The organism is Curtobacterium sp. LFS079 (assembly GCF_047977865.1).
Classification (GTDB): domain Bacteria; phylum Actinomycetota; class Actinomycetes; order Actinomycetales; family Micrococcaceae; genus Arthrobacter.
Genome location: NZ_JBFPFO010000002.1, coordinates 349936 through 365554, shown reverse-complemented (window position 1 = coordinate 365554; position 15619 = coordinate 349936). Strand labels below are relative to the sequence as shown.

General features: G+C 68.4%; 16 protein-coding genes. 11 read left to right on the top strand and 5 right to left on the bottom strand.

Going from position 1 to position 15619, the window contains the following annotated elements:
• The first annotated feature begins 51 nt into the window (after positions 1-51).
• From ACNQPB_RS05120 to ACNQPB_RS05110, 3 genes are read left to right on the top strand one after another with little or no spacing between them, the layout of a single operon-like run.
• Positions 52-957 (top strand): carbohydrate ABC transporter permease, encoded by a 906-nt coding sequence (locus ACNQPB_RS05120; protein ID WP_498749635.1) that lies wholly within the window; start codon positions 52-54, stop codon positions 955-957.
• A complete protein-coding gene (locus ACNQPB_RS05115; RefSeq protein ID WP_498749633.1) occupies positions 954-1907 on the top strand; it encodes a carbohydrate ABC transporter permease in 954 nt (317 codons plus the stop codon). The genes ACNQPB_RS05120 and ACNQPB_RS05115 overlap by 4 nt, the downstream gene beginning before the upstream one ends.
• On the top strand, positions 1904-2932 hold the full coding sequence (locus ACNQPB_RS05110) for a hydroxyacid dehydrogenase (RefSeq protein WP_498749631.1): 1029 nt from the start codon (positions 1904-1906) through the stop codon (positions 2930-2932). The genes ACNQPB_RS05115 and ACNQPB_RS05110 overlap by 4 nt, the downstream gene beginning before the upstream one ends.
• A 96-nt stretch (positions 2933-3028) precedes the next feature.
• Here the strand turns inward: ACNQPB_RS05110 and ACNQPB_RS05105 are convergent, their stop codons facing one another.
• From ACNQPB_RS05105 to ACNQPB_RS05085, 5 genes are all read right to left on the bottom strand, one after another.
• Entirely contained in the window at positions 3029-3460 is a 432-nt protein-coding gene (locus ACNQPB_RS05105) for a universal stress protein (protein ID WP_498749629.1), read from the bottom strand.
• A gap of 11 nt (positions 3461-3471) precedes the next feature.
• Positions 3472-4344, bottom strand: coding sequence for an EamA family transporter (locus tag ACNQPB_RS05100; RefSeq protein ID WP_498749957.1), 873 nt, complete (start codon positions 4342-4344; stop codon positions 3472-3474).
• A gap of 46 nt (positions 4345-4390) precedes the next feature.
• A complete protein-coding gene (locus ACNQPB_RS05095) occupies positions 4391-5011 on the bottom strand; it encodes a helix-turn-helix domain-containing protein (RefSeq protein WP_498749627.1) in 621 nt (206 codons plus the stop codon).
• Between the two features lie 221 nt (positions 5012-5232).
• A complete protein-coding gene (locus ACNQPB_RS05090) occupies positions 5233-6141 on the bottom strand; it encodes a PhzF family phenazine biosynthesis protein (protein WP_498749626.1) in 909 nt (302 codons plus the stop codon).
• 40 nt (positions 6142-6181) lie between these two features.
• Positions 6182-6574 (bottom strand): VOC family protein, encoded by a 393-nt coding sequence (locus ACNQPB_RS05085; protein WP_498749625.1) that lies wholly within the window; start codon positions 6572-6574, stop codon positions 6182-6184.
• An 86-nt stretch (positions 6575-6660) separates the two neighbouring features.
• Here ACNQPB_RS05085 and ACNQPB_RS05080 point away from each other — a divergent pair, with 86 nt between their 5' ends.
• The 8 genes from ACNQPB_RS05080 (at position 6661) to ACNQPB_RS05045 (ending at position 15609) form a co-directional block, all read left to right on the top strand.
• Positions 6661-7461 carry an alpha/beta fold hydrolase gene (locus ACNQPB_RS05080; protein ID WP_498749624.1) on the top strand — a complete coding sequence of 267 codons (801 nt, stop codon included), beginning with the start codon at positions 6661-6663 and terminating at the stop codon, positions 7459-7461.
• Positions 7462-7700: 239 nt separating this feature from the next.
• Positions 7701-8138 carry a large conductance mechanosensitive channel protein MscL gene (gene mscL / locus ACNQPB_RS05075; RefSeq protein WP_498749622.1) on the top strand — a complete coding sequence of 146 codons (438 nt, stop codon included), beginning with the start codon at positions 7701-7703 and terminating at the stop codon, positions 8136-8138.
• A gap of 132 nt (positions 8139-8270) precedes the next feature.
• On the top strand, positions 8271-9140 hold the full coding sequence (locus ACNQPB_RS05070) for an ACT domain-containing protein (protein WP_498749620.1): 870 nt from the start codon (positions 8271-8273) through the stop codon (positions 9138-9140).
• A gap of 385 nt (positions 9141-9525) precedes the next feature.
• Complete coding sequence (locus ACNQPB_RS05065) at positions 9526-10869, top strand: MFS transporter (protein ID WP_498749618.1); 1344 nt, start codon at positions 9526-9528, stop codon at positions 10867-10869.
• A 272-nt stretch (positions 10870-11141) separates the two neighbouring features.
• Positions 11142-12542 carry an MFS transporter gene (locus tag ACNQPB_RS05060; protein ID WP_498749616.1) on the top strand — a complete coding sequence of 467 codons (1401 nt, stop codon included), beginning with the start codon at positions 11142-11144 and terminating at the stop codon, positions 12540-12542.
• A 12-nt stretch (positions 12543-12554) separates the two neighbouring features.
• Positions 12555-14057, top strand: a complete 1503-nt coding sequence (locus ACNQPB_RS05055; RefSeq protein ID WP_498749614.1) for an amidase — start codon at positions 12555-12557, stop codon at positions 14055-14057.
• 56 nt (positions 14058-14113) lie between these two features.
• Complete coding sequence (locus ACNQPB_RS05050) at positions 14114-14800, top strand: GntR family transcriptional regulator (protein ID WP_498749613.1); 687 nt, start codon at positions 14114-14116, stop codon at positions 14798-14800.
• The gene (locus tag ACNQPB_RS05045; RefSeq protein WP_498749611.1) at positions 14797-15609 is read left to right on the top strand and encodes an aspartate/glutamate racemase family protein; all 813 of its coding nucleotides are present in this window, start codon (positions 14797-14799) and stop codon (positions 15607-15609) included. The genes ACNQPB_RS05050 and ACNQPB_RS05045 overlap by 4 nt, the downstream gene beginning before the upstream one ends.
• Positions 15610-15619: the final 10 nt, after the last annotated feature.

Genomic DNA, 15619 nt, shown 5'->3' with positions numbered 1-15619 from the left:
CGCGGCGGGGCACACATCCCCGCGGCGCCGCCACCCCCTCAGGAGATACCCATGGCCAGAAAGACAAGCTCCACGTCCGGCACCGGCGGCCGCACCGCCACCCTGTTCCTCACCCCGTTCTTCGCGGTCTTCGCCGTGGCGATGATCGCCCCCGTGGTGTACTCGCTGGTGCTGAGTTTCTATGCCCAGCAGAAATCGGGCCTGGGCTTCGGCGGAGCCAAGACCTCTTTCGTGGGCCTGGAGAACTACCTCCAGGTCTTCCAGTCCGAAACCTTCACAGGCGGCCTCGGCCGGCTGGGCCTCTACTGCCTCATCTACATTCCCTGCATGGTGGGCGGCGCCGTCGTCTTCGCCCTCCTCCTGGATGCCACCGTGGCCCGTGCACGCAAGCTGTTCCAGCTGCTGGTTTTCCTGCCGCACGCGGTGCCGGGCGTGATCGCCGCCCTTATCTGGGCCTACCTCTACACCCCCGGCGTCAGTCCTCTCGTGCAGGCGCTCCAAGGCGGCGGCATCCAGCTCAACTTCCTCGACGCCCACCTGGTGCTGCCCTCGATCGTGAACATTGCCGTCTGGGAATGGACCGGCTACAACGTGATCATCCTCTTCACCGCGCTGCAGGCCGTGCCGCGCGAGATCCTCGAAGCCGCGCGTGTGGACGGCGCCGGCGAAATCCGGGCAGCCCTGAGCATCAAGTTCCCGCTCATCCTGCCCGCCCTGAGCGTCATCATCCTCTTCACGGTGATCGGCACGCTCCAGCTCTTCACCGAGCCGTCCATCATCGCCAAGGCAACGGCCTCGGTCACCAGTACCTGGGTGCCCAACCTCTGGGCCTACGACGCCGCCTTCAACAGGCACAATCTGAACCAGGCCGCGGCCGCCTCGATCATCATCGCCCTCCTGGCCGCAGGGCTTTCCCTGGCCGTCACCCGATTCAGTTCCAGGATGAACAAAGCATGAGCACCGAGACCGTACGTGTCCCGTCCCGCCCGCGCGCCGGCGTCGCCCGGCAGAAGCACGACGGCGGCAGCCGGCCGGGCGGCAAACGACCGGCCCGCAACCGGCTGTCCCGCGAGGGCGGCTTTGCGAGCGCCTTCACCGTCAATGCCCTGCTGGTCCTGGGCTGTGCCTACATGGTGCTTCCGGTGCTGTGGCTCTTCTTCGCCGCCACCAAGGACACCGCCGACCTCTACGGCACCCCCGCGTACTCGCTGGGCCGCTTCGCCTTCCTCGAGAACATCGGCGCGGTGGTCGGCCAGGACGGCGGGATCTTCTTCCGCTGGATGGGCAACTCCGTGCTCTATGCGGCATTCGGGGCCGTGCTGGGCGGGCTGATTTCGGTCATGGCCGGCTACGCCTTCGACAAGTTCCAGTTCCGCGGCAAGAAGGCCTGGTTCGGCTTCGTGCTGCTGGGCGTGCTGATCCCGAATACCGCCACGGTGCTGCCGATGTACCTGCTGGCCTCGGTCTTCGGTATCACCAACACCGTCTGGGCCATCCTCATCCCGGTCCTGTGCAACCCCTTCGGCGTCTATCTGGCCCGGGTCTACAGCTCTTCCTATGTTCCGGATGAAACGCTGGAAGCTGCCCGCGTGGACGGGGCCGGACCCGTCCGGTCCTTCTTCTCCCTGGGCCTGCCCATGATGATGCCCGGATTCATCACCATCGCCCTGTTCCAATTCGTGGGCGTCTGGAACAACTTCATGCTGCCGCTGGTCATGCTCCAGGACCAGCAGCTGCTCCCGGTCAGCGTGGGCATCTCCATCTGGCAAGGCTATTCCGTCCCGCAGCCTGAGTTCTCCCCGATGGTCATCACGGCGTCCCTGCTCTCGGTGATCCCGCTGCTCGTGGCCTTCATCATGCTGCAGCGCTTCTGGAAGTCCGGCCTGACCGCAGGGAGCGTCAAGTGAGCACAGCCAAGCCAGCCACCCGCCCGCTGAACGTCGCGCTGGCCATGGCTGCCGACGTCGGGCATAAAGTCTTCCCGCCGCAGCGCCTCGCCACGGTGACGGGGCCGCTGCGGCTGCTCAGCCCTGAGCCCATTACGGACTTTTCCGCCCCGGAAGCCAGGCGGCTGCTGGCCGAGGCCGATGTGCTGCTCACCGGCTGGGGCTGCCCGATGATCGACGCCGCCGCGTTGGACGCCGCGCCGCGGCTGCGGTACGTGCTGCACGCCGGGGGCTCGGTGAAGCACCACGTCGGGGCGGAATGCTGGGAACGCGAGATCCAGGTCAGCACGGCGGCGGACGCCAACGCGGTCCCGGTGGCCGAGTACACCCTGGCGATGATCCTGCTGGCGAACAAGGGGGTGCTGCAGATCGCGCGCGAGCTGCACGGGGCGCGGGCCGCCGTCGACCCCGAAGGGCTCTTCCCGGACATGGGCAACTACGGCAAGCGCGTGGGGATCATCGGCGCATCCAAGATCGGCCGGCACGTGATCCGGCTGCTCGCGTCCTACGAGCTGGAGGTGGTCCTGGCCGATCCGTTCGTGACGCCGGAGCAGGCCGCCGCCCTGGGCGTGGAACTGGTGGGGCTGGAAGAACTCGTGGCGACGTCCGACGTCGTGTCCCTGCATGCGCCGTCCCTGCCGGCCACCCGGCACATGATCGACGCCGGCCTGATCGCCGAACTACGGCCCGGCGCCACTTTCATCAACACCTCGCGCGGCGAACTGGTGGACCAGGACGCACTGCTGCGCCGGCTGGAGAAGGGCGATGTGTTCGCGGTGCTGGACGTCACCACGCCGTGGGTCCTGCCCGCCGATTCGGCGTTCTACTCGAATCCGAACGTGCTGCTGACCCCGCACCTGGCCGGTTCCCTGGGCAACGAGCTTGAGCGCCTGGCCGCGAGCGCGATCGACGAAGCTTACCGGGCAGCACGGGGCGAGGCCCTGCGCTTCGCGGTGAAGGCCGAAGACCTGGCCTTCACCGCCTAGGTTCCCGGCGTAAGGGAAGCGCGAACGTACACTTGCGGCCCCGTTTTCGCGGAATTCAGGGCCTCAACTGTACGTTCGCGCCGTGTTTGCGGGGAGTTATTCGACGGTGTCGGCGATGTAGACGTCGCAGGGCGCCTTGTGGGCCACGGTGTTGGCCACGCTGCCCAGGACGCGGGCCAGGCCCTTCATGCGCCGGTTGCCCACCACAATCACGCTGGCTTTGTGGTTTTCCGCATGGGCGATCAGTGCCTGGGCGGGGCTTCCGACAGCCGCGAAGGCTTCGACGTCCATGCCATCCTGGTCCAGGCCCGCTGCCACTTTGCCGGCCGTTTCCTTCGCCTCGCGCCCCGGGTCCCCGAGGACGATGGTCCGTTCGCTGCCGGCGCCGTGGAGCGACACCCGGTCGCCCTCGAAAGCCGTGACCACGTGCAGCTTGGCGCCAAGGGCGGCGGCGAGGTTCCTGGCCGTCTCCGCCGCCTTTGTGGCGGTTTCGCTTCCATCAACTCCGACGACAACGATTTCCGGCATGTGTTTCTCCTTCATGGTGTTGGGGGTTCCCGCTCCAAAACTACCGTGCCGGCGGGTTCCGGTGCCGGGCGCACTGCAGGGGCGGCGGGCCGGGGCCGCCGGCCGCCGCGCTGCGCCGCCGCCCCGGCGACAACCACCAGGGTGATCCCGATGAACTGGGCGGGCGAGGGCTGCTGGTGCAGCACGATCAGCCCGAGCAGCACCCCGAAGGCGGGCTCGAGGGCCATCAGGGTGCCGAACGCCGTCGAGGTCATCCGCCGCAAAGCGAGCAGTTCCAGGACGAAAGGCAGCACAGGCATCAGCACGGCCACGCCCAGCGCGGCGGCAAGGACGCCGGGGCTGAGCTGCCCCGCCGCCTGCGGGATCCCGACGACGGCGGCCGTGAGCGCCGCGACCGGCACAGTAAGCGAGAGCGCGCCAATGCCGCTGAAGCGGTCGCCCACCCGCTGGGTGAGCAGGATGTAGGCGCCCCACCCGGCGGCGGACAACACCGCGAAAAGGAGCCCGGCGCCGTCGACCTGTCCGCTCCAGGGTTCGGTGAGCAGCACGACGCCGAGCAGCGCCAGCACGGGCCAGGCCAGCGCCCGCGCATTGTGGCTGCGCACCGCGGCAACCGTGAGCGGGCCGAGGAATTCGATGGCGACGGCGGTGCCGAGCGGGATGCGATCGATCGCGGCGAGGAAGGCGATGGTCATCAATCCCGTGGCGATGCCGAGCCCCAGGAGCACCGGGACATCGCGGCGGCGGACCGTGCGCAGCGGCGGCCGGGCGATGGCCAGGAAAATGAGGGCGCCGACGCTCAGCCGCAGCCAGGCTGTCCCTGCCGGGCCCACCGTCTCGATGAGGCCTACCGAGAGGGCCGAGCTCAACTGGACGGACAGCATCGCCGTCACGGCCATGCTCCACGGGGGCACCGGTGGCGCCGCGATCCTAGGCACCGGCGGACTCTTGCTTATGGCCGCTTTCCTTATGACCGGCACCGACGCCGGGCTCAAACACTGCGAGGGTGAACCTCGCGGGCTGCTTGGCCAGGTTGGCGTAGGAATGCTCGAGATCGCCCGGGAAGGAGAGCGCGTCCCCGGCTTCCAGGGTGTAGGGCTGGTCCTGGACGGTCACCGTAAGAGTGCCGCCCTGGACCTGGAGGAGTTCCTTGGTGCCGGCGCTGTGCCCTTCGCTCCCATGCCGGTCGCCGGGAGCCAGGGTCCAGTCCCAAAGCTCGACGACGTCCGGCTGCTCGGTGCCGGCCATCAGCAGGGCCCGGCCGCCGGCAGCGCTGCTCCACAAAGCGGCGCCCTCGCCGTTCCGGGTGATCTTCACCGGCTTCGAGCGCGGCGGTTCCACTAAGGAGGGCAGGCCCACCCCGAGGGCGTCGCTGATCCTCAGCAGGGTCCCGACGCTCGGGTTGGCCGCACCCTGCTCCACGTTCACCAGCATCCGGCGGCTGACCCCCGCGGATTCGGCGAGCTGGTCCAAGGTCCATCCCCGGCCCTGCCGCTCCTGTTTGACGCGGGCGCCGATCGCCGACGCCAGCACACTTGTCTCATCATCCATGAGTGCATCATAGTGCACTTCGAGTGCACTGATCGAAGCACCAGCTCGTTTGGCCATGGACCCTCACCCAGGCAGACCAGCCCGCGGTGGGTCGGGCGGACATTCTGCTGGATCACCCGACGGAGGAGACCCCGTGGAACCCGAGCAGCCGAGGTCCCGCCGGCCCTGGGGGAGGTGATCCAGCAGAATGTGCAGGGCTGGCCCCTTCCGAAGCCGCGCGGCTAGAAGCTGACCGTGCCCTTGATGACGCTGCGGCTGCGCCCGCCTACCCAGATGGCTCCCGACTCGTTCCGGACTTCGATGATGCCGCCGCGGCCCAGGGCCGTTCCCTGCCGGGCTGTGTAGTTCCCGTCGGTGATGCCCTCCGCAAGGAGCCATTGGGCGAGGCCGGCGTTGGCGCTGCCGGTCACGGGGTCCTCGTTCACGTCCAGGCCCGGAACAAAGGCCCGGACCTCGAAGTCGGCCGGTGCGCCGCCCGGAACCCCGCCGCCGTCGGACCCGCCGTCGCCCTGATGCGCCCCGACGACGGCGACAGCGAGCTCACCCATCCCGGCGTAGTCCGGGCGCACGTCCAGCACTTCCTGCGCGGACCGCAGGCGGATGCCGAGCCAGCCGGGGCCGTTGTCGATCCAGTTGCTGCCGAGCACCTGTTCCGGCGCGATGCGCAGGGCCGCAACCGCGCGTGCGAGGATCTCCGGCTCGAGCTCGCCGGACCGCACCAGCGGCGGTGCCTGGAAGGAGAGGTCCGGCCCCGAGCGGCGCAGCGGCACCAGGCCGGCTCCGCATTCCTGGACGAGCCGTTCACTGTCGCGGGCAACTCCGCCGTTTTCCAGCCAGGCGTGCGCCGAACCGAGCGTGGGATGCCCGGCGAACGGGAGTTCCCTGCGCGGGGTGAAGATCCGCAGCTTGTAGTCCGCCTCTGGGTGTTCAGGCGTGAGCAGGAACGTCGTTTCCGAGAGGTTCGTCCAGTTGGCGAAGGCCTGCATCCGTTCGCTACTGAGGCCGTCTGCGCCGTGGACCACCGCCACCGGATTGCCCGCCTTGGGACCGGGCGCAAAGACGTCCACCTGTGTGAATTCATAGCTGACCATGGTGCTTTCCTCCTGCGAGTAATCGGGTTCAACCCTCACGCTAGACCCAAAGTGGCCTTGGAAAACATAGCCAGTTTGATCAACTGGTTTGGCTGCGGACCCGTGCCCAGCCTGACCAGCCCGCGGCATCCACCACGCAGAAGCGGTTGCCTTCGGGGTCCTCCATGATCACGTAGTCCGCATCGGCAGGCTTGCGGCTCCACTCCACCTCGCGCGCGCCCAGGGCCGTCAGGCGCCGCACTTCAGCGGCCTGGTCCTGGGCGTAAAGGTCCAGGTGGATCCGCGGCGGCAGCACGCGGATGGAGGGAACGGCGTCGAGCGAGACATTCGGCCCCTGCCCTGCCCGCGGTTGCAGCAGCGCGAAGTCGTCCTCCGGCGGTTCCCGCAGGACATAGTCCAGGGCGCGGGTCCAGAAGCCGATCTGGGACGCGAGGTCCTCCACGCGGATGACGATGGATCCAACGATCAGCATGCCCCGACCCTAGGAGCCCTTCCCTGCCGGATCAAGGCGTGTGCTGGACCACGGCGCTCCCGGCACTGCCCGGCTAAAGTGGCCGGGTGAAGATTGCCCCGGCCCCGGACGGCGCCGACCTGTTGTGGACCGAAGCGGGCGACGGCGACCCCCTCCTCCTGCTCGCAGGCCAGGCGACCGGCATGGCCGGCTGGGGGCCGACGGCGGACGCGCTCGCCGGTCATTTCCGCGTCATCCGCTACGACCACCGCGGCGTGGGCGGCAGCAGCAGGGGCGATCCGGAGCGCTACACCACCCGGTCGCTGGCAGAGGATGCGGCTGCCGTGCTTGATGCCGCCGGGGTCGAATCGGCCCATGTGTACGGGCATTCGATGGGCGGCCGGATCGCGCAGTGGCTCGCCATCGACCACCCGGACCGGGTCCGGACCCTGGTGCTGGCCGCAACCAGCGGCGGACGGCGGGCCCGCGGCGAAGCGGACGGTGCCTTCCAAACGGCCCTTCAAACGCAATCGGCCCTTCAAACGCTGCTCAGCGGCGACCCGGAACTGATGGCACCTTTGTTTTTCGATCCAGCATGGGCCCGGGAACATCCCGATGCCGTCCGCGGCTTTTTCGGGACCCCGGCGTCGGCCTGGGCGAAGGCCCGGCACTTCCAGGCGAGCCGCACGCACGACGCCTGGGATTCGCTCGGCGCCATCCAGGCACCCACGTTGATCCTGCACGGGATCGAGGACGCGCTCACGCCCCTTGCCGACGCCGAACTGCTCCACCGGGGCATCCGCCGCTCCACCCTGGTCAAGGTTCCCGGCGCCCGCCACGGCCTCCATCTGGACCACCCGGAAACGGTCGCCTGGATCCGGCAGTTCGTCGCCGCCAAGTCGGCCTGAACCGAAGCGGCCGACGGGCCGGCAACTCCGGCCCGCAAACCCGACTCACGGCCCGCGCCGCGGCCCTGCACCGCAGTCCGCGCCAGCCGATCCGGCCCTGCGGAAAATGATATTTTGGTATCCATTGTGCGGGGCGTCCCGAAGGCCGCCATCCGCCTCCCGGCACGCCGAAGTGCCCGCATCCAACGGCCGAATCCAGCGCCGGCGCGGAAACACCCAACAACACCGGAGGACTCTTCATGCTCAAGGGATTCAAGGACTTCATTCTTCGCGGCAACGTGATCGAACTAGCCATCGCCGTGGTGGTCGGCACTGCGTTCACCGCGCTCGTCTCGGCCTTCACCAAGAACATCGTCAACCCGGTCATCGCCGCGGCCGGCGGCGTGGACGCGGGCGGCCTCGGCTTCCGGATCTGGCCGGAGAACCCCGCCACCTTCGTAGACTTCGGCGCCGTCATCACCGCCTTCGTGACCTTCCTGATCACGGCCGGCGTGGTGTACTTCATCTTCGTGGCGCCCATGAACAAGTTCAACGCGATGGTCAAGAACCGGCGCGGCGGCGAAGAGGAAGCTGCCCCCGAGCCAACGGACACAGAACTGCTGGTCGAAATCCGCGACTTCCTCGGCGAGCTGGCCGCAGCCAACCGCGCCTCCCGGGACTCCGATATGAGCCGCTAGGACGGCGCAGCCGCAAGCAACCGCAAGGGCCGGCAGCTCCCGCACGGGGTGTTGCCGGCCCTTCCTTCTTAAGCCCCACATTCGTGACCGGGCGGCAACGGCAGCGAAACACCCGCCGGGGAACATGGGGGCATGAAAACCAAGCAGCGGACGCCCGCCACCGCCGAGCTCAGCTGTGAGGTCTGCGGCCGAATGCCCGAACCTCCCAAGGCGCGGTTCACCGTGGCCCAGATCGCGGCCATGCTTCCCATCGAGCTGCTGGTCCACGCACTCGTGGTGGAAACCGGGCTCCCCTACCTGGCCAAGGTGCTGCTGCTGACAGTCACGGCCACGGCTTTGGTGATCTGGGTGGCCGAGCCATCCGCGGCCCGGGTGCTGCGCAGCTGGCTGCATGCTCCCGCACTCCGGCACCGCCGCAGGCTGCACTCGGCCCCGGCGCTCTGGCGGGCCCGCACCGTGGTGCGCGACCAGCCCGGCGCCCTGCAGAAACTCACCCAGGAACTGGCCCGCCTGGACACGAACATCCTGAGCATCCACGTCCACCCGATGGACGGAGCCGCGCTGGATGAGTTCGTCCTATCGGCGCCCGGCCACCTCGGCGAGCAGGAACTGCTGAAAGCACTGGCCGACGGCGGCGGTCGGGACCCACACGTCTGGCCCACCACCGCGCTGGCTATGGCGGACGGCCAGACCAAGGCGCTGAGCATCGCCGCCCGCGTGGCCGGCAACCCGGGCGAGCTGGCCCTCGCCGTCGCGGAACTGCTGTCCGCGCAGGTGGTCCCGGCCGGGACCGGAGCGCAGGCAGGCGTGGCGGGTTCCGGCGTCGGGCATTCCGCTACGGGACCGGAAACCGGCACGCTGCTGAAGATCCCCACCGCCTGGCACGGACCACTGGTCTTTTCCCGCCCGGGCGAGCCCTTCACCCCGGCCGAGTCTGCCCGCGCCCACCGCCTGGCGGAACTCGCCGAGATCCTGGCCCACGGACGCAGCGGAGCGGCGTGACGCTCCTTCCCGCTTTGCCTGCCCGCTGCCCCGGCGCGCGCCGCGAAAACCCGTGGAATTCCGCGGCGAGGAAACGGTGAACCGGAAAGCAACCGGGAGGGAACGCGGCGCGCCTTGGGCCTGGTAGGACGGCGGACGGCCGGCCGGTCACATTTGGTTGCGTGAGGCAGCACACAGAAAACCCTTGACAGTGGGGCACCTCACACTTAGTTTTGTTTTGGGATCCCAACGCGGGATCCCAAAACGACAATCTTGTTACGGATCCCCCACCGGCAGAACGAGCAGCTTGCCGCCGAACCTCCGGCAAACCGAACCGCCCGCCGAACCGCGAACGCGAATCCCCAAGAACTCCTCCGCATTCAGTCCCCCCAAACTAAGGAGAAGCGTGTCTCTCCATAATTCCCAAACCACCACGGAAGCCGAGCGTCCGCAAGCGGGCAGTGTTGCCGGCAAGCGCCGCACCAACGTCCGCTGGAAGCTCTTCCTCCTGCTTCTGGTCCTGGTGTCCGTCAACTACATCGACCGCGGCTCCATCTCGGTGGCGCTGCCCATCATCCAGAAGGAATTCAACCTCGGCCCGGAGATGGTCGGCCTGCTGCTTTCCGCCTTCTTCTGGACTTACGCACTCATGCAGGTCCCCGTCGGCTGGCTGATCGACCGCTTCGGCCCCCGCAAGGTGGTCACGGCCTCCTGCATCGGCTGGGGCGCCGCCACGGCGACTTCCGGCATGGCCGGCGGCTTCGTGAGCATGTTCATTGCCCGCATGGCCATCGGCGTGACCGAAGCCGGCGTCATGCCGGCCGGCGGCAAACTGAACGCCCTCTGGATGCACTCCAAGGAGCGCGGCCGCGGTGCAACCATCCTCGACGCCGGCGCACCGCTGGGCGCCGGCGTGGGCGGCATCCTCATCACCTGGCTTATCTCTGCTGCCGGCGGCTGGCGGATGGCCTTCATCATTGCCGGCATCCTCACCGTGCTGCTCGGCCTGGCCATCTGGTGGTACGTCCGGGACAACCCCCGCGAACACAAGGCCGTCAACGACGCCGAAGCCGACTACATCGAGGCCTCGCACCGCGCCGAGGACGAGGCTGCCCAGTCCCAGGGTGCAACCACCACCCGCCGCGGCCTGCTCCCCTACATGAAGTTCCGCTCCTTCTGGGCCATGTGCTTCGGCTGGCTCGGCTTCAACGGCGTGTTCTACGGCCTGCTCACCTGGGGCCCGCTGTACCTCTCCCAGGCCAAGCACTTCGACCTGAAGACCATCGGCTGGTCCACCTTCGTGATCTTCGGCGCCGGCTTCATCGGCGAAATCCTCGGCGGAACCATCGCCGACAAGTGGCGCGAATCCGGCGCTTCCGCCAACAAGGTCATGCGCACCCTGCTCGGCATTTCCAGCGTTGTGGTGGTGGGCGGCCTGGTGGGCGTCACCGTGGTCCCGGACCCGATCACCGCCGTCGTCCTGCTCTCGGTGGTGCTGTTCTTCCTCCGCTGGGTGGGCCTCTTCTGGGCCGTTCCGGCAACCCTCGGCGGCCGCAACAACGCCGGCATCCTGGGTGGAGCCATGAACCTCAGCGGCAACATTGCCGGCATGGTCACCCCGATCGCGGTCGGCTTCATTGTGGGCGCCACCGGCGGCTACACCTGGGCCCTGCTCTACTTCGTGGCGTCCGCCGTGATCATGGGCATCTCGGTCCTGACGCTCGACTACGGCAAGCGCCTCCCGGTCTGAGCCGCGCGGACTGAACAACCAGGCAAATCCTGCGGAAATCCGCACTGCAGCACAGTTTGGGATCCCAAACCCATTGACAGCGAAGCCCCCGGAACTTACCGTCATATTTGGGATCCCAAACAGGCACCTCGAGGACGACCTCCTCACCGCGAACGCCTCCGGACCGTTCACCCGGAAGCACATGTAAGGGCACCGAGAGCCACCGCCTCGCCCGCCGCCTATTGCAAGTAAACGCTCATCCATTGAGCCAGTCGCATCGCCCAGGAGGGCCAGTGTCGATCAATTCCCAGACCCGCAGTTCCGTCCCCGGTTCCAATCAGCCCGGCTCCAAGCAGTCCGGCTCCACGAAGAAGGGCGGCGGGAACTCAATGAAGAGGGTCGTCGCAGCAAGCTTCGTCGGGACCACCCTTGAGTACTACGATTTCTTCGCCTACAGCACGGCAGCATCCATCGTTTTCCCCGCCCTGTTCTTCCCGGGTTCCGATCCGGGTACCGGCCTGCTCCTGGCCCTGGCCACCTACGCCGTGGGCTACGTGGTCCGCCCGCTCGGCGCCGCCATCTTCGGCCACTTCGGCGACAAGATCGGCCGCAAGAACGTCCTGGTCACCACCCTGCTCCTGATGGGCCTGGCGAGCGCCGGCGTCGGCCTCCTGCCCACCTACCAGAACGTCGGCATCTGGGCCCCCATCCTGCTGGTCTCCCTGCGCTTCCTGCAGGGCATCGGCATCGGCGGCGAATGGGGCGGCGCCGCCCTCATGGTCACCGAGTCGGACAAGAGCGGCCGCCGCGGCCTCTTCGGCAGCCTCGTCCAGAGCGCCGCCCCCACCGGCCTGCTGCTGGCCACCGGCATCTTCACGCTCATGACTTCCACCCTGGCCAAGGACGCGTTCATGGCCTGGGGCTGGCGCATCCCGTTCCTGATCAGCTTCCTGCTGGTGGCGATCGGCCTCTACATCCGCATGAAGCTCGCCGAATCCCCCGTCTTCGAAGCCGCGGAAAAGAAGGCCGAAGAACAGAAGCAAGGCGAAACCAAGGCCCCGCTCCTCTACGTCCTCAAGCACTACAAGAAGGCCCTGGCCGTGGCCGTCGGCGCCCGCATCGGCAGCGACATCGCGTTCTACATCTTCGCCCTGTTCGTCCTGGTCTACGGCACCGAACACCTCGGCCTCCCCAAGAGCCTGGCCCTGGCCGCCTCCACGATTTCCGCCGTCGCGCAGATGATCGCCATCCCGCTGTTCGGTGCGCTTTCGGACAAGGTCGGCCGCCGCCCGGTAATGATCGGCGGCGCCATCGGCGGCATCATTTACAGCTTCCTGTTCATCGCGATGCTCGACTCCAAGGTGCCGTTCCTGGTGCTGATCGCCCCGGCCATCGGCCTGGTGGTCGTCGCCGCGATGTACGCCCCCGTTGCCTCCTTCATCCCCGAACTGTTCCCCACCAAGGTCCGCTACACCGGTGCTGCCGTGGGCTTCCAGCTGGCGGGCGTCTTCGGCGGCGGTTTCGCCCCGCTGATCGCCGTCGGGCTGATCGCCCTCACCACCTCCGGGTTCTCCGTGGCCGGCTACCTCTCAGCGACCCTGCTGCTCATGGTGTACTGCGTCTACATTGCCAAGGAGACCTCCAAGATCGCCATGGCCGACGCCGGCAACAAGGCCCCCGCGGCCACCCAATAGAAAGTCCTGACAATGAACAACACCGCCCTGCCTTCCGCGGACCCCGCGGTTGCCGCAAGCGAGCTGACCGGCCTGTCCATGGTCGGGTGGGCCGCCGCGCTGCGGGAGCGCCGGTTGACCGCCGTCGAATGCCTGGAACTGCACCAGGCCCGGATCGCCGAGGCCAATCCCGGCCTGAACGCCGTCGTCACCCCCAATCCGCGGGCGCGTGAGGAAGCCGAGGCCGCCGACGCCGCCGCAGCAGGGGGCCGCTTCCTCGGCCCCCTGCACGGGGTCCCCTTCACAGTGAAGGACACCCTGGCGGTCAAGGGATTGCGCTCGACGGCGGGAAGTCCCCTCCTGGGCGACTACGTCCCGGCGGAATCGGCGACGGCGGTGCGCCGCCTGCAGGAGGCAGGTGCGGTGTTGCTCGGCAAGACCAACTGCTCGGAATTCGCGGTGGAGACCCACAGCCGCAATCCGCTCTTCGGCGAGACCTGGAACCCCTGGGACACCACGCTGACCTCCGGCGGTTCCACCGGAGGCGACAGCGCCGCCGTCGCCTCCGGGATGAGCGCCTTCGGCCTGGGCACGGACTTCGGCGGGTCCATCCGCTGGCCCGCGCACTGCACGGGCATCACCAGCCTGCGCCCCACGGTCGGCCTCATCCCGGAAACGGGCCTGCTGCCGTACGTACCGTCGGCCGACGGCAACCTGCCGGCCCCGAACTCGATGTCCGCCCTGCACCGCCTGGGCAGCGTGGCGTGGCTGGCCCGAAGTGCCGAGGACCTGGGCGTGCTGCTCGGGATCCTTGCGGGGCCCGACGGCGTGGACCCCTCCACGGTGCCGGTCCCCCTCGGAGCGCCGCTCGAGAGCCTGGACGGATTCGCCGCCGCTTGGTTCGAGGACGAAGGCACCCACCCCGTGCGGGCGGACCTCGTGTCGGTGCTGCGTTCGGCAGCGGAGGCCCTCGCGGCTCTTGGCGTTCCGGTGACGCACGGACGTCCGCCGGGCCTCGAGCGCGCCGCCGCCGCCTTCGTGGCGCTGCGCACTGCGGAAGGCATGCCCGAGGTGGCGGAACTCGCCGCCGGCCGTGAGGACGAACTCGGCGCCCACCTGCACGGGCTGCTGGGAGCGCCTGCCACCGTGGTGGAGTACCGCAAGGCCGCGGCGGAACGGGATGCCATCCGCGCGGAGGTGCTGGCCTCCATGGAGGAGCACAACATCCTGCTGCTCCCCGTGGCCTGCGTCCCGGCCTCGGATCCCCGGGAGGAAAGCTTCACCGTGGAAGGCAAGGACATCCCGTGGACCGAGCTGGGTTCCTGCTGCAGGGCCATCAGCATCCTGGGCTTCCCGGTGGCCGTGGTGCCGTGCGGATTGTCCGAAGAGGGCCTGCCCGTGGGGATCCAGGTAGTGGGCCGGCCCTACCGCGACCGTGAAGTGCTGGCGGTGGCTGTCGCCCTGGAAAAGGCGTTCGGCCGCTTCAGCCCTCCGTCATTCAGCAGCACGTCATCCAGCAATACAGTGCGGGACTGAACCGCGATGCACACCGCTGAGGACGTAAAGTCGCTAAAAACCCCACGAATGGAGCAATGATGCTGGCAGCAGAAGAAACCCCCGCCCCGGACCGCCCCCTCCGCGAGGCCGTGCGGGACACCCTCCGCACACGGATCTTCGAAGGCCACTACGCCCCCGGCACCCGCCTGGTGGAACGTGACCTGGCGGCCGAATTCAACGTGTCGCGCCTGCCCATCCGGGAAGCCCTGCGCATGCTCCGCCAGGAGGGCCTCATCCGGGACCGCGCCTCGCGCGGTTCCGAGGTGGCGGGCCTGAGCGCCAAGGACGTGGAGGACCTGTTCGACGTCCGCGAATCCCTCGAGGTGCTCGCCTGCCGGCTGGCAGCGAGCCGCGCCACCGAAGAGGACCTCAACCGCCTGGCCGGGCTCCTGGACGAGGCCGAACGCTTCCTCGCCAAGGGCTCCATCCTCGAAGCGCACCGGGCCAACAGCGAATTCCACGATGCCATCACGGCCATCGCCAACAACAACTTCCTCCGTTCGGCGCTGGAGCCCCTCCAGGGCCGCATGCACTGGCTCTTCCGCCACGTCAGCGACCTCCCCGAACTGATCCAGGAACACCGCGAGCTGTACGCCGCGATCGCCAGCGGCGACCCGGATCGCGCGGCCGCCCAGTCGGCGTCGCACATCGGCAAGTACCGCGAACAGTTCCCCGAAGACTCCCCCGCCACTGAACTCACCCTGCAACGGAAACGAACATGAAACTACTGGTCATCAACCCCAACATCAGCGAAGACGTCACCGCGCTGATCGAGGCCGAAGCCCTGCGCTCCGCCGGCCCGGACACCGAGCTGATCGTGCGCACCGCCCCGCACGGGGTCGAGTACATCGAAACCCGCTTTGAATCGCTCATCGCTGCCGGCGCCGTCGCCGAGTTGATCGCCGAATACGCGGGAGGCAGTGCAGCCTCCGACGGCAGCCGCGTGGACGGCGTCGTGGTGGCGGCCTTCGGCGATCCGGGCATGCCGGCGCTGAAGGAACTCGTGGATGTTCCGGTCATCGGCATCACCGAAGCCGCGCTCTGCGCCGCGGCACTGCAGGGCCAGCGCTTCTCGATCATCGCCATCTCGGACCGCATCACTGCCTGGTACCGGGACTGCGTTGAGCACTTCGGACTCGGCGGCCGCCTCGCCTCCATCCGCTCCATCAAGCAAAGCCTGCACGGCATCGGTTCCGTGCAGCACGACTTCAAGGACACCCTCCTGGCACTGAGCCGGCAGGCCGTCGAAGAGGACGGGGCCGACGTCGTGATCCTGGCAGGCGCGCCGCTCGCCGGACTTGCCCGCGACCTTGAGGGACAGATCCCCGTCCCGGTGGTGGACGGCATTTCCGCCGGCATCCGGATGACCGAAGCAGTGGTGGAACTGCAGTCCGGCTTCCACCGGCAGGGCGCGTTCGCGCCGCCGCCGGTCAAGAAGCGCAGCGGCCTGTCCGCAAACCTCGACGCCGCCCTCGCCACGGCACAAGCGAATGTCACCGCCGCTGCCGCCGCTCCCGTATCGCAGAAGTAGGAGGACACCG

Coding starts and splice junctions, on each gene's coding strand:
- ACNQPB_RS05120 (WP_498749635.1), top strand. CDS start 52: ATGGCCAGAAAGACAAGCTCCACGTCCGGCACCGGCGGCCGCACCGCC.
- ACNQPB_RS05115 (WP_498749633.1), top strand. CDS start 954: ATGAGCACCGAGACCGTACGTGTCCCGTCCCGCCCGCGCGCCGGCGTC.
- ACNQPB_RS05105 (WP_498749629.1), bottom strand. CDS start 3,460: ATGCCGGAAATCGTTGTCGTCGGAGTTGATGGAAGCGAAACCGCCACA.
- ACNQPB_RS05100 (WP_498749957.1), bottom strand. CDS start 4,344: ATGCTGTCCGTCCAGTTGAGCTCGGCCCTCTCGGTAGGCCTCATCGAG.
- ACNQPB_RS05095 (WP_498749627.1), bottom strand. CDS start 5,011: ATGGATGATGAGACAAGTGTGCTGGCGTCGGCGATCGGCGCCCGCGTC.
- ACNQPB_RS05085 (WP_498749625.1), bottom strand. CDS start 6,574: ATGCTGATCGTTGGATCCATCGTCATCCGCGTGGAGGACCTCGCGTCC.
- mscL (WP_498749622.1), top strand. CDS start 7,701: ATGCTCAAGGGATTCAAGGACTTCATTCTTCGCGGCAACGTGATCGAA.
- ACNQPB_RS05070 (WP_498749620.1), top strand. CDS start 8,271: ATGAAAACCAAGCAGCGGACGCCCGCCACCGCCGAGCTCAGCTGTGAG.
- ACNQPB_RS05055 (WP_498749614.1), top strand. CDS start 12,555: ATGAACAACACCGCCCTGCCTTCCGCGGACCCCGCGGTTGCCGCAAGC.
- ACNQPB_RS05050 (WP_498749613.1), top strand. CDS start 14,114: ATGATGCTGGCAGCAGAAGAAACCCCCGCCCCGGACCGCCCCCTCCGC.
- ACNQPB_RS05045 (WP_498749611.1), top strand. CDS start 14,797: ATGAAACTACTGGTCATCAACCCCAACATCAGCGAAGACGTCACCGCG.